Raw genomic sequence first — 13,145 nt, 5'->3', positions numbered from 1 at the left:
CACCCTCATAGGACAGTCCGCATGGTTGGCGAAACCGAAATCGGCGGTTAGCCTTGGGCCGGCAACAGAAGGGGGCGGCATTGCTCAAGGAATTCAAGGCGTTCATTATGCGCGGCAACGTGCTCGACCTCGCCATTGCCGTGATCATCGGCGCGGCGTTCGGGAAGATCGTCACATCGCTGACCGACGACGTGCTGATGCCGGTGATTGGCAAGATCTTCGGCGGGCTCGATTTCTCGAGCTATTTCTGGCGTATGGGGCCGGTGCCGGCGGGCTATGTCGGTTCGCTCACCGATTACGCCGCGTTGAAGAAGGCGGGCGTGCCACTGCTCGGTTACGGCGAATTCGCGACGCAGCTCGTCAATTTCGTGATCGTGGCGGGGATCATCTTCATGATCTTGCGCGTCGTGAACCGGACCGCGGCGCTGATCGAGCGCGAGACGGCACGGTTGAAGCGCGAGGAAGACGCTACGCCGGTCGCGCCTGCGCCCGAGCCGGTCGAGATCGCGTTGCTGCGTGAGATCCGCGACGAGTTGAAGGCTAGGGGGTGACCGCCTTGTCCCTCTCCCCTGCGGGGAGAGGGAGGGAGGAGCCATTAGGCGACGGAAGGGTGAGGGGCTTGAGGCTCGGGACGAGGTCCCAACGCCCCCTCATCCGACGCTACCGCGCCACCTTCTCCCCGCAGGGGAGAAGGGTAGAATTACGCCGCGACTAGATCCTCGGCGTTGGCGTCAGCCAGGCTCGTCCCATCGAGGATCCGCGCGGTCTCGTCCCGAACGCGCATCATCGCATAGCGGATCGCGCAATCCGCCTCGCTCTTGCAGTCGAGGCACGGCCGGTACGCGGTCCGGCTCACGCACGGCACCAGCGCGAGCGGCCCCTCGATGATCCGGATGATCTCGCCCAGCGAAATCAGATGGCTCGGCCGCGACAGGCAATAGCCGCCCATCTTGCCGCGATGGCTGATCAACAGCCCGGATTCACGCAGGTCGGCGAGGATCAGCTCGAGGAATTTCCGCGGAACGTTCGCCTCGGCGGCAATCCGCGTCATTGGGATGGGAGGGCCACCGGCGGGGGCACCGCCAAGGAAGATCATCGCGCGGAGCGCGTAGCGGGAGCGCTGCGTCAACATAATGCAGGTTGCTATGCACGCGCTTTGTGGCGAGCGGAAGGCGGTTTGGCACGCCGCGTGCTAGGACATTGGCGTTTCTCGATAAAAAAGCATCGGAGCCCGGGCTTTTCATCGCGATGCGGCCCCCTATATCGGTCATGCCGTCGGGGGAATCTTCTCTTGGCGGCTATGGCGATAAACCGTGGCGTGTCATAGACACAGCGGACCCGGGGGCAGTACCCGGCGACTCCACCACCGCCCTCTTCGCAAGAGGGGGACGATGACGGGGTCGAACTAGGATCGACGTGTGTTCAACGACGCTATGTTTCGCTCGGAATGGGACCACCGCAACGGCCCATACACAAGTGCCAACGATAACGAAGCACTCGCAATTGCCGCATAACTGACGGTCTAACGACCTAAGTTATACGGACGAAAGCGCGGTTCGGGCCACACCGGGCAACAGAAGTGGACACCGGCGGTACGGGGGGCACCGAGCAACAGAAGCTCCCCACTATCCCCACATCACGCGGCGAGACGCTCCACCAGGCGGAGCACCGGCGGACTTATTCCGAGCAGCCCGATCAGCATTTGCGTCGCGACCAACACGCCACCGCCCCACCAATAGGCGGAATGGACGCGGCCGCGCGATCGCACGTCGAACACCATGCCCGCGATCACATAAAGCGCCATCACCGCAAACACCCCGAGCCCTGCGAACTTGCCGAGCAACGGCATCGGCAGGATGCGCCCGATCGCTGGCGACATGACGAGGATCGTCCCGCACAGCATCAGCCTCTTGTGCCACGCCGCCTGCCTGCGCAGCACGATCGCCCAGGCGGTCAGGATACCGAAGCCGATCACCCCCAGCACGTCGAGCACGAGGAAGATGCCGGGCGGAAAGAATGGCGGCACGCGGTGCTGCTCGATCGCCATGACGGTGGTGACGATGCCCAGCACCACCATCACGACCGCGATACCCGCACCGAGTGCGCCCAACTGCCGATGCCATTTGAGGGAACCGCGTACGATCAGCCAGTTCTGCACGACGTACAGCAGGATCCACGCCGAAAACGCGGCCGCGTGCAGATGCACCTGCGGCGGCAGCGCCAGAAAACTCCAGTGCATCCGCGCTGCGTTCATGGTGAAGCCGATGACAACCGTGGCGGCGATCGCAAGTGCCATGAGCAGGAAAAACCGCCGTTCGCTCGCGAGGACGCCGCGCTGTGGCGCCCCTGTCGTAATCGCCGTTGCCATCCTGTCGCCCCCGCGAGTCGATGCCCAGATACCGGACGATGATCGCAATCGGATGATCCGGCAAGCAAGTTTACAGGATGGTGGCGGCCTCTTGCGATAGATCAAGTCCTGGGGATTCAGACAAGGACTGCTTCGGTCTGCTTTGTCGAGTCAGGATAGCGACCATTGAGCAGGAACGACATCAGGGGAAATCTTTCGACGGCCAGGAAATGCGCGGCATAGGTGATCGCCGATGCTGCCACGATCGTGATCGAGAATTCGACATAGGGGTTCCACGCTATGTGCATGAGCACGAGCTTTGCTGCGATGATGACCGGAAAATGCAGGATGTAGATCGTGAACGATGCATCCGCGAACCGCCGGACGATCGTCGGGATGGTCCGTATCGTGATCGCCGATCGCAGGATCAGGACCGATGCGGCGGGGGGCATATCGCCATCCCGATCAGCTCGACGAGGTCGCCGACGATCGCCCGACGGAGCGGATCGAGCGCCAGTCTCACGCCGCCGAACCAGCCTGCATAGACGATACCGACGCAGACCAGGATGATGACCGGCATACGGATCGAGTGCGTCACCGCGCGGAACAGCATCGGCGACCGCGCGAGCAGGAAACCGAGAAGATAGAAGGGCGCATAGCCGAGCATCAGCTGGATATGCGACAAGGGCGCGGCATAATCCGGCGGGATATGGCCCGCGAGGATCTGCCGCGTCAGCATCGTCAGCGCACAGGAGGCGAGTGCGGTGGCAAGCAGGACGACCGTCTGCGCCGACCGGCCCGAGCCGATCGCTCCGTCGGCGATCGCCTGTTCGATCCATCCGATCACGCCGTGGCGACGATCGAACTGGTGAAACGCATAGCTGAGCGGCGCATAGGCGAGCAGTGCGACGAGAAACCAGAGGTGATACCAGTCGTGCGCCAACACGAAGGGCCAACGCGTGCGATCGGGGAGGTCGTCGAGCATCCAGCCGATCAGCGGACAGATCACGAGCAGCCCGACCAGCAGCGGCACGCCGATCTGGATGCTGCGCCGACCCAGCCACGCCAGTGGCGACCGGCGTCGCGCCATGGTGTAACCGCACAACAGGCCGGAGATCAGCATGAAGCTGCCCATCCGGAAGGCGTGCGATATCAGCGGGATCGCGGCAAATATGGGGATATGCTCGAGGCCGATCGCGCCATGCAATATGACGCCGCCAAGCATCAGGATCGCCCGCCACATCGACAGGCCTTCGATCCTGGTGCCGGGCGCGCCGATGCTCATCGCCCGACGATCGCCCGACCGGTCAAGATTGCGCTTCTGACGGCTGGGGACATGCCCGGGCGGGCGCATGCCGTATGATGGTTTTCAGGGTCGGCTGGATCGCGGAGGTCAGCCTGCCATAGCCGGCAGCATTGAGATGGATGCCGTCATCGACATAAAATGCGCCGGGACGGTGGTTCACCAGGAACAGCGGGACGATGTTGACGAACGTCGCACCCGGTGTGCGTAGCGCGATCGCGCGCGCTGCGGTGTTGAAGGCGGTCTGTTCGGGAAGGTTGCCCCACCGCGTCGGCGTCGGCTTCAGCGACACGATCACGACCGGAAGATTGCCCCATCTAGCTGACTTCAGCTTCAAGAACGTCCGCAGGTTGGCGATATCGTCGGCGGCGCTAGCCCCTTTGGCGATATCGTTCTCGCCTGCGTAGAAGACGATCGCGCGGCGGCGTGCCGCGCGGCTCGTTGCGGATCATCTGCAGCAATTCGGGCATTGTAGCGCCGTCGACGCCGCGGTTGCGTGCGTTCAACGGTGCCATGTCGGTCGCCAGCGTGCTCCATTTGTGGATCGTCGAACTGCCGATGAACCACAGCGCGCATCCGCTCGCCGGACCGCCGCCGGGAAGCGTGGCGGATGCCGCACGCATCGCCGCGCGCGATTGCATCACGAGCACGCCGCCGCCGAATACGACCGCAAAGACCGATGCGGCGACGCTCAGCTTGCCCAGCTCGGCCCACCGCGAAGCCGGTCGAGTGTAACGGCGGCTATCGCTGTGAAGCCGAGCCCCAGGAATATCGTCGTCGCCTCGCGCCACTGCGCCTCACCCATTGCCCTAGCCAGACGACATAGCCGGACGGTGTAAGCCAAACGTTAATTCACTGCGATCGGGGCGGGCATCGTCAATCGAGTTGTTGGTGCAACAGCCGGCTCAACTGTGCGCCGGTATAGGGTTTGGGAATGAAACGAGCGTCGCCCGGCAACATGGTCTCGCAAATCTCGCCGGCGCCCGACGTGACGAGGATGGCGATGTCCGGACGCCGATCATAGACGGCGTTTGCCAAGCCGACGCCATCGAGCTGGCCCGGCATCTTTATATCGGTGAACAAGGCGCCGATGTCGGGCCGTTCCTCCAGCCGCGCCAAGGCGTCGCTGGCGTTGCAGGCCTCGACCACCTCGAACCCGGCATCCTCCAGCGCAAGGTTGGAGTGAACGCGCACAAGCGGATCATCATCGACAACGAGGACCACGGACTTCGACATACTCTTCATATCGGTTCGAACCGCTGGCCGATCGCTCCGTTCCGAGCTTGGCCGACTTCTTTGTGAAACAATGCGACGGACCGCTCGTCGCATAGAAAAAGGGGCCCGGTTTCCCGAGCCCCTTCAACATTACCACAGTGCGGCAATGCTTTAGTCGCGATCGCCCGTCAGGAACGCCGGTGCGAACTCGGGAGCCTTGTCGCCCTCGGTACGCTCGGCGCGGGGAGCGCGGCCTTCAGTCTGGGCGCCGCCACCGCCGCCATCGCGACGCGGACCACGGCCACCGCCGTTGCCGCCTGCGTCGCGGCCGCCATCGCCGTCGCGACGTGGGCCACGCGAGCCACGGTCACCGCCGCCGCCTTCGCCGCGCGGACCACGACCGCCGCCATCACGACCACCGCCGTTGCCGCCAGCATCACGACCACCATCGCCGTCACGACGCGGACCGCGCGGACCACGGTCACCACCCTCGCGGGGTTCACGAGCAGGACGCGTGTCCTCCAGCTCTTCGCCGGTCGTCTGGTCGACGACGCGCATCGACAGGCGTACCTTGCCGCGCGGGTCGATCTCGAGAACCTTGACCTTGACCTCCTGGCCTTCGGTCAGAGCGTCGAACACCTTCTCGACGCGCTCGTTCTTGATTTCGGACACGTGGACGAGACCGTCCTTGCCACCCATGAAGTTCACGAACGCCCCGAAATCGACCAGGTTGACGACCTTGCCGTCATAGACCTTGCCGACTTCGGCTTCCTCGACGAGGCCCTTGATCCACTTGATCGCGGCTTCGATCTGCGCGGGGTCGGACGACGACACCTTGATCACGCCCTCGTCGTCGATGTCGACCTTGGCGCCGGTCTGCGCGACGATCTCGCGGATCACCTTGCCGCCGGTGCCGATGACTTCACGGATCTTCGACTTGTCGATCTGGAAGCTCTCGATGCGCGGTGCGTGTGCCGACAGTTCCTCACGGGTGTGGTCGAGCGCCTTGGCCATCTCGCCCAGGATGTGCGCGCGGCCTTCCTTGGCCTGCGCCAGCGCCTTGCCCATGATCTCTTCGGTGATGCCGGCGATCTTGATGTCCATCTGCATCGTGGTGATGCCCTCGGACGTGCCCGCAACCTTGAAGTCCATGTCGCCGAGGTGATCCTCGTCGCCGAGGATGTCGCTGAGAACCGCGAAGTTCTTGCCCTCGAGGATCAGGCCCATCGCGATGCCCGACACCGGACGCTTGAGCGGCACACCGGCATCCATCATCGACAGCGAACCGCCGCAAACCGTCGCCATCGACGACGAGCCGTTGCTCTCGGTGATGTCCGACAGGACGCGGATCGTGTACGGGAACTCTTCCTTGGTCGGCAGCACCGGGTGCAGCGCGCGCCATGCGAGCTTGCCGTGACCGACTTCGCGACGACCCGGCGCACCGAAGCGACCGACTTCACCGACCGAGTATGGCGGGAAGTTGTAGTGCAGCATGAAGTTTTCGTACGACAGGCCATTGAGACCATCGATCATCTGCTCCGCATCGCGCGTACCGAGCGTGGTGGTGCAGATCGACTGCGTCTCGCCGCGCGTGAACAGCGCCGAGCCGTGCGTACGCGGGAGGAAGTGGACCATCGCCTCGATCGGACGGATCTGCGTGGTGGTGCGGCCGTCGATGCGGGTGCCGTCCTTGAGGATGGCGCCGCGGACGATCTCCGCCTCCAGCTTCTTCATCAGCTTGCCGGCTGCCATCTGGTCCTGCGGCGACGCGTCCGCAAATGCGGTCTTGCCCTTCGCACGAGCGGCATTCAGCAGGTCCGACCGCTTGGACTTGTCGGTCACCTTGTAGGCGGCCGCGATGTCCTTGCCGATCAGCTTCTTCAGCTTGTCCTTGGCGGTCGACAGGTCAGCCTGCTCGGCCATTTCCCAAGGATCCTTCGCGGCCATCTCGGCCAGATCGATGATCAGGTTCGCGGCCTCGCGGCAGGCCTTGTGGGCGAACTGCACGGCGCCGAGCATGATCTCTTCCGAAAGCTCCTTGGCTTCCGATTCGACCATCATCACGGCCTGGCCGGTGGCGGCGACGACGAGGTCGAGATCGCCAGCCTTGGCTTCCTCAAGAGTCGGGTTGAGGATGTACGCGCCATCGACATAGCCGACGCGTGCCGCGCCGATCGGGCCCATGAACGGTACGCCCGAGATCGTCAGGGCTGCGGAGGCCGCGACCATCGCGAGGACGTCCGGCTCGTTCTCGCCGTCATACGACAGAACCTGGCAGATCACGTTGATCTCGTTGTAGAAACCCTCGGGGAAGAGGGGACGGATCGGGCGATCGATGAGACGGCTGGTCAGCGTCTCCTTTTCGGTCGCGCCGCGCTCACGCTTGAAGAAGCCGCCGGGGATGCGGCCGCTCGCGGAGAACTTCTCCTGGTAATGGACGGTGAGCGGGAAGAAATCCTGCCCTTCCTTGACGGTCCGTGCAGCCGTCACGGCGCACAGAACGACGGTCTCGCCGAGGGTGGCGAGGACTGCGCCGTTAGCCTGGCGCGCAACGCGGCCGGTCTCGAGCGTCAGCGTCTTGCCGCCCCACTGGGCGCTTACGGTCTTGGTATCGAACATTCTTTTTCCTTCACTCCAAACGCCAGATGCGTTTGGGGCCTATGTGCGGGCTTAGCCGGCCCGCGGCGGTGTGGAGCGAGTTGTCGCTCCTAAAGGGATCGGCCGAATTGCCTCTCCCTAAATTCCACCCCGGCGAAGGCCGGGGCCCAATTGGGGTACGCTGCTTGTCGCGCGCCGCCAGTTTAAATTCATTTTGCCATGATGCCAAAAGGGGCGACCTTTCGGCCGCCCCTCTGGTTACTTGGTTACTTGCGGAGACCGAGCTTCGCGATCAGATCCAGATAGCGCTGGCCGTCCTTGTGACGGAGATAATCCAGCAGCGTCCGGCGCTTGTTGACCATCATGAGAAGACCACGACGCGAGTGGTTGTCCTTCTTGTGGCCCTTGAAATGCTCGGTCAGGTTCTTGATGCGCTCGGTCAGGATCGCGACCTGGACTTCCGGCGAACCGGTGTCACCCTCGGCGCGCGAATGCTCCTTGACGAGCTCGGTCTTGCGTTCAGCGGTAATCGTCATGAATTCATGTCCTCGACATCACAGATTGAAACCGCGAACGACCCGGACGTCTCCGTCCTCGACCTCGACCAGCGCGACCGGGACAGCGTCCAGTTCGGCGAAGTATTGGCCATCGTCTGCGGCGATCCCGGCCAAGATACGCCCCTGTCGGAGCGCCCCTGCCTGGTCGGGGGTGAGGGAGAGAGCCGGGATGTCGTCCAGCGCCACCCTCAAGGGCAGAAGTACATCTTCAAGCGCGGAGGCCTTAGCGAGTTCGTCCAGTTTGTCCAGCGATATCGCGGCGCTGAGGTCGAACGGACCGGCCTTGGTGCGGCGCAGCATGGTGACTTGGCCGACGGTGCCGAGGGCGATCGCGATGTCGCGGGCGAGCGAGCGGATGTAGGTGCCCTTCGAGACATGCGCGGTAAGCGTGACCTCCTCAATGGGGGAGTGGGGCAGGGGCGCATCCTGCAATTCCTCCCCGGCACGGGGAGGGGGACCGCCGTCCACTTGGACGGTGGTGGAGGGGGCTCACCAAGACCGTCCCGCTCGCGGAAGCCCCCTCCACCAGCTGCGCTGGTCCCCCTCCCCGTACCGGGGAGGATAGCGAGTAAATCGTCACATCCCGGCTCGCGAGCACCACCTTATGCCCAGCCCGCGCCAGATCATACGCCCGCTCCCCATCCACCTTCAGCGCCGAATACGCCGGCGGCACCTGAGAAATCGGCCCCGTGAACTGGGCAAGGACTGCCTCGACCGCCGCCAGAGTCGGCCGCACATCGGAGGTAGCAATGCTCACACCCTCCGCATCGAGCGTGTCGGTCTGCACCCCGAACATCACCGTAAAGTCATAGATCTTGTCGCTATCGAGCATCCGCCCAGCCAGCTTCGTCGCCTCGCCAACCGCAATCGGCAGAACCCCGGTGGCCAGCGGATCGAGCGTCCCCCCATGCCCCACCTTGAACTTCCCATACCCGCCGCTGCGCAAGGCACGCTTCACCGCCGACACCCCCTGCGTCGAGCCAAGTCCCAGCGGCTTGTCGAGAATGATCCATCCATGCATGCGAGAGTTCCATTGTTTCTAATTGAGGCGGAAGCGAGCCCCATCCCCTCCGTCATCCTGACGAAAGTCAGGACCCAGAGCCACAAGCGACGGTGTTCGGTACCCTGGGTCCTGACTTTCGTCAGGATGACGGAGGGTGAAGCCTACCCCAAAGCCTCGCAAAAATGCCGTCGGCACAGCGCGACATAGCGATCGTTCCCGCCGATCTCGGTCTGCTGCCCCTCGGCAATCGCCCGCCCGCTCCCGTCGACCCGCAGGTTCATCGTAGCTTTCCGCCCACACCCGCAAACCGACTTGATCTCCACCAACGAGTCCGCCAGCGCCAGCAACCGCGCAGACCCCGGAAACAGCGCCCCCTGAAAATCGGTCCGCAACCCGTAGGCCAGCACCGGAATCCCGACCACATCGCAGATATGCGCGAGCTGATCGACTTGCGCAGACGTCAGAAACTGCGCCTCGTCCACCAGCACGCACGAGATCGCGTCCTCGCCGTGCTGCCGCACCACGCAAGCCCCGATATCCGTCCCCGCATCGAACGCGATCGCCGGCGCCTCCAGCCCGATCCGCGACGTGATCGTCCCCGCCGCGAACCGGTCGTCGATCGCCGCGGTAAACAGCATCGTCCGCATGCCCCGCTCACGGTAGTTGAAGTCCGCCTGCAACAGGTTCGTCGACTTCCCCGCGTTCATCGACGCGTAGTAGAAATACAGCTTGGCCATGGGGGCAAAGAGCGGGAAGGCGGGCGGATGTCCAGAGGAGCGGTGCACTATGGCTCGGAATTCCCAAACCCGCTCCCGCAAGACCACCTCTCACCACCCGCTGCCCAACCACCATCCGTTCGTCCTGAGTAGCTGCTGAGCTTGTCGAAGCGGCGTATCGAAGGACAGGTTGGTGGGCGGAACCTGTGCTTCGATACGAGCCCTCGATACGCTTCTGCGAAGCTACTCGGTCTCTACTCAGCACGAACGGAAAGGGGGGCGGGGGTGCGAGGGGTCAGGGGGTAGGGAACCGGATGGGTCGCGATTTATTGTAATCGATCCCGCCGTCAGCCTGACTCGCTGCGACTGGGGCACTAAACGGCCCCCATTATCAATCTTCAGTCAGATCCCGCGCAACATGCGGATCCCGCAACAACTGGTCGATATGCGTGCCCTCGTCGAAGCTCTCGTCCGCGAGGAACTTGAGCTTGGCGGCATACCGCATCTGCACCCGGTTCGCGACTTCGCGCTGGAGGTAGGCGGTGTTGGTGCGCAGTGCCTTCAGCACCTTTTCCTCGTCCTTGCCGAGCAACGGCTTCACGAAGACGGTGGCGTGGCGGAGGTCGGGGGACATGCGGACTTCGGTGATCGTCACGAGGTGCTTTTCGAGCACCGGATCGTGGACGTCGCCGCGTGCGAGGATGTCCGACAAGGCGTGACGTGCCTGTTCGCCGACTCGCAACGAGCGGACGGCTTTTGCTTCTGGGGTATCGGTCTTCATCTTAAGCTCCCTCTCCCCCTCGGGGAGAGGGCGGGGGTGAGGGGGCGCCGCATACGCCAGCGCCTGGGACAGCCCCTCACCCAACCCTCTCCCCGCAGGGGAGAGGGCTTTAGTTACAAAGTGCGTTCGCGCATCTCGACTTCGAACGTCTCGAGGACGTCGCCGGCCTTGATGTCGACGAAGTTCGACGTGAACGTCACGCCGCACTCGAGCCCCGCACGGACCTCGGCGACATCATCCTTGAAGCGACGCAGCGATGCGATTTCGCCCTGGTAGATGATGACGTCGTTGCGCGTGATACGTGCCTTGAGCGCCTTGCGGATGTTGCCCTCGGTGACGAGCAGACCTGCCGCCTTGCCGTGCTTGCCCGCCGAGAAGACCTCGCGGATATCGGCACGACCGACGACCGTCTCGAACGCTTCCGGCCCGAGCTCGCCTGCCATCCCCGCCCGGATCTCGTCGATCAGGTCGTAGATCACGTCGTAATATTTGAACGCGACCTTCTGACGCTCGGCGATCTCGCGGGCCTTGGCGTTCGGACGAACGTTGAAGCCGATGATCGGAGCCCCCGAAGCGGCCGCCAACGTGACGTCCGACTCGGTGATGCCACCAACGCCAGAGCTCAGCACGCGCGCCTTGATCAGATCGGTGGAGATCTTGTTGATCGCCCCGACGATCGCCTCGACCGTGCCCTGCGTATCCGCCTTTACGACCAGCGGATATTCGATCGCCTGCTTTTCCTTCAGCGCCGAGAACATGCTCTCGAGGCTGGCAGGAACCGATGCGGTCCGCTTGTCGGTCTTCACGCTGCGACGATATTCCGCGACTTCGCGGGCGCGTGCCTCGTTCTCGACCACCTGGAACGGATCGCCCGCCGCCGGGACACCCGACAGACCGAGGACCTCGACCGGCATCGCCGGACCCGCTTCCTTGATCTGCTTGCCCTTGTCGTCGACCAGCGCACGGACCTTGCCGCTCTCGCCGCCGACCACGAAGATGTCGCCGACCTTCAAAGTCCCGCGGTTCACGAGGATCGTCGCGACCGGGCCACGACCCTTGTCGAGCTTGGCCTCGATCACCGTACCCTCGGCCGCGCGATCCGGATTGGCGCGCAGTTCGAGCAGTTCGGCCTGGAGCTGGATCTTCTCGATCAACGCATCGAGACCGATCTTCTTGGTCGCGGAGACTTCGACGTCCTGGACGTCGCCGCCCATGTCCTCGACCACGATCTCCTCGCTCAGCAGGCGCTCGCGCACCTTCTGGGCATTGGCGCCTTCCTTGTCGATCTTGTTGATCGCGACGATCATCGGCACGCCAGCCGCCTTGGTGTGGGCGATCGCCTCCACCGTCTGCGGCATCAGGCCGTCGTCCGCCGCCACCACCAGGATGACGATGTCGGTGACGTCCGCGCCACGCGCACGCATCTGCGTGAACGCTTCATGGCCCGGGGTGTCGAGGAAGGTAATCTTCGACTTGTCCTTCAGCGTGACCTGGTAGGCGCCGATATGCTGGGTGATGCCACCCGCTTCGCCGCGCACCACGTCGGTGCCGCGCAGGGCATCGAGCAGCGACGTCTTGCCGTGATCGACGTGACCCATGATCGTGACGACTGGGGCACGTGGCTTCAGCGTCTCCTCGGCATCATCGATCGTGTCGTTGGCCAGATCCTGGTCGACATCGCTGACGCGCGTCAGGTTGTGGCCGAACTCGGTGACGAGCAACTCGGCGGTATCCTGATCGATCGTCTGCGTCATCGTGACGGGCATGCCCATCTTGAACAGCGCCTTGACGAGGTCAGCACCCTTCTCGGCCATGCGATTGGCGAGTTCCTGCACCGTGATCGCCTCTGGGACGACGACGTCGCGGATCTGCTTGGCCTGCGCCTCGCGCGGACCGCCGCTACCACGACGCTCCTTCTCGCGCGCACGCTTCAATGCGGCGAGCGAGCGAGCGCGTGCACCATCACCATCGCCGAGCGCGCGGTTGACGGTGAGTTTGCCCGAGGTGCGACGATCGTCACCCTTGCGGTCACGCTGCTGCGGACGCGCTGGCACGGCGTCGCGACGAACGCCACCAGCCGGAGCATTGACGCCGGTCGCGCCGGGGCGCGCGGCGGTCGTGCCGGCATTCGCAGCCGTGGTCGGCGCTGCGGCAGCGGGTGCTGCGACAGGCTTTGGCGGCGGCGGAGGACGCTCTGGACGCGCCACCGGCGAGAACCGGCGCGGTGCCGGGAACGCCGGATCGCGGGTCAGTTCGATGATGGGCGGCGGTGCCGGCGGAGCAACAGGCGCCGGCGCAGGCTTGGGAGCCGGCGCAGGAGCAGCAGCGACCGGAGCGGGCTTCGGTGCAGGCGCAGGTGCCGCGGCAACCGGTGCCGGGGCAGGTGCCGCAGCGACGGGCGCTTCGACCGGGGCCGGCGCAGGCGCTGGCGTCGGTGCCGCGACCGGAGCGGGAGCCGCTTCGACCACAGGGGCCGGTGCGGGCGCAGGAGCCTCGACGGGCTTCGGCGCCTTGGCTTCAGCCTCGGCACGCGCACGATCGGCGACGCGATTGCGCTCGTCTTCGACCGCCTTGGCGCGCTCGGCCTCCTGGCGACGACGCCCTTCTTCCAGCGTGTTCATGCGC

At 64.5% G+C, this 13,145-nt stretch carries 13 protein-coding genes, 1 other RNA gene and 1 pseudogene; 2 read left to right on the top strand and 13 right to left on the bottom strand.

The window, feature by feature from the left end; translation table 11 throughout:
• The first annotated feature begins 80 nt into the window (after positions 1 to 80).
• Positions 81 to 551, top strand: coding sequence for a large conductance mechanosensitive channel protein MscL (gene mscL / locus QP181_RS10955; RefSeq protein ID WP_332754685.1), 471 nt, complete (start codon positions 81 to 83; stop codon positions 549 to 551).
• Between the two features lie 149 nt (positions 552 to 700).
• Here the strand turns inward: mscL and QP181_RS10950 are convergent, their stop codons facing one another.
• The gene (locus tag QP181_RS10950; protein WP_132735874.1) at positions 701 to 1,132 is read right to left on the bottom strand and encodes an RrF2 family transcriptional regulator; all 432 of its coding nucleotides are present in this window, start codon (positions 1,130 to 1,132) and stop codon (positions 701 to 703) included.
• Between the two features lie 101 nt (positions 1,133 to 1,233).
• Here QP181_RS10950 and ssrA point away from each other — a divergent pair.
• Positions 1,234 to 1,588: a transfer-messenger RNA gene (gene ssrA, locus QP181_RS10945) on the top strand.
• A 48-nt stretch (positions 1,589 to 1,636) separates the two neighbouring features.
• On the opposite strand, the gene QP181_RS10940 is transcribed toward ssrA, so the two are convergent.
• From QP181_RS10940 to infB, 12 genes and pseudogenes are all read right to left on the bottom strand, one after another.
• On the bottom strand, positions 1,637 to 2,368 hold the full coding sequence (locus QP181_RS10940) for a hypothetical protein (RefSeq protein ID WP_332754684.1): 732 nt from the start codon (positions 2,366 to 2,368) through the stop codon (positions 1,637 to 1,639).
• A gap of 116 nt (positions 2,369 to 2,484) precedes the next feature.
• Entirely contained in the window at positions 2,485 to 2,799 is a 315-nt protein-coding gene (locus QP181_RS10935) for a hypothetical protein (RefSeq protein WP_333928529.1), read from the bottom strand.
• Positions 2,775 to 3,632 carry an acyltransferase family protein gene (locus QP181_RS10930; RefSeq protein ID WP_333928528.1) on the bottom strand — a complete coding sequence of 286 codons (858 nt, stop codon included), beginning with the start codon at positions 3,630 to 3,632 and terminating at the stop codon, positions 2,775 to 2,777. Before QP181_RS10930 ends, QP181_RS10935 begins: the two co-directional genes overlap by 25 nt.
• A 22-nt stretch (positions 3,633 to 3,654) precedes the next feature.
• A complete protein-coding gene (locus QP181_RS10925; protein WP_333929616.1) occupies positions 3,655 to 4,038 on the bottom strand; it encodes a GDSL-type esterase/lipase family protein in 384 nt (127 codons plus the stop codon).
• The gene (locus QP181_RS10920) at positions 4,022 to 4,441 is read right to left on the bottom strand and encodes an SGNH/GDSL hydrolase family protein (RefSeq protein ID WP_333928527.1); all 420 of its coding nucleotides are present in this window, start codon (positions 4,439 to 4,441) and stop codon (positions 4,022 to 4,024) included. The genes QP181_RS10925 and QP181_RS10920 overlap by 17 nt, the downstream gene beginning before the upstream one ends.
• An 85-nt stretch (positions 4,442 to 4,526) precedes the next feature.
• Positions 4,527 to 4,895: a response regulator gene (locus QP181_RS10915; protein ID WP_207894111.1), complete on the bottom strand. Its 369-nt coding sequence runs from the start codon at positions 4,893 to 4,895 to the stop codon at positions 4,527 to 4,529.
• A 141-nt stretch (positions 4,896 to 5,036) separates the two neighbouring features.
• Positions 5,037 to 7,484: a polyribonucleotide nucleotidyltransferase gene (gene pnp / locus QP181_RS10910; RefSeq protein WP_333928526.1), complete on the bottom strand. Its 2,448-nt coding sequence runs from the start codon at positions 7,482 to 7,484 to the stop codon at positions 5,037 to 5,039.
• Between the two features lie 245 nt (positions 7,485 to 7,729).
• Positions 7,730 to 7,999 carry a 30S ribosomal protein S15 gene (gene rpsO, locus QP181_RS10905; protein ID WP_055881152.1) on the bottom strand — a complete coding sequence of 90 codons (270 nt, stop codon included), beginning with the start codon at positions 7,997 to 7,999 and terminating at the stop codon, positions 7,730 to 7,732.
• 18 nt (positions 8,000 to 8,017) lie between these two features.
• Positions 8,018 to 9,041, bottom strand: a pseudogene (gene truB / locus QP181_RS10900) (tRNA pseudouridine(55) synthase TruB).
• Between the two features lie 143 nt (positions 9,042 to 9,184).
• Positions 9,185 to 9,760 carry a thymidine kinase gene (locus tag QP181_RS10895; protein ID WP_056051578.1) on the bottom strand — a complete coding sequence of 192 codons (576 nt, stop codon included), beginning with the start codon at positions 9,758 to 9,760 and terminating at the stop codon, positions 9,185 to 9,187.
• A 370-nt stretch (positions 9,761 to 10,130) separates the two neighbouring features.
• Positions 10,131 to 10,520 carry a 30S ribosome-binding factor RbfA gene (gene rbfA, locus QP181_RS10890; protein ID WP_056051571.1) on the bottom strand — a complete coding sequence of 130 codons (390 nt, stop codon included), beginning with the start codon at positions 10,518 to 10,520 and terminating at the stop codon, positions 10,131 to 10,133.
• 113 nt (positions 10,521 to 10,633) lie between these two features.
• On the bottom strand, positions 10,634 to 13,141 hold the full coding sequence (gene infB / locus QP181_RS10885) for a translation initiation factor IF-2 (protein WP_443027590.1): 2,508 nt from the start codon (positions 13,139 to 13,141) through the stop codon (positions 10,634 to 10,636).
• Positions 13,142 to 13,145 lie beyond the last annotated feature (4 nt).

The organism is Sphingomonas sp. LR55, from assembly GCF_036856015.1.
Taxonomy (GTDB): domain Bacteria; phylum Pseudomonadota; class Alphaproteobacteria; order Sphingomonadales; family Sphingomonadaceae; genus Sphingomonas.
Note: the sequence above shows the minus strand (reverse complement) of the source record. Positions and strands in the feature narration are given on the sequence as shown.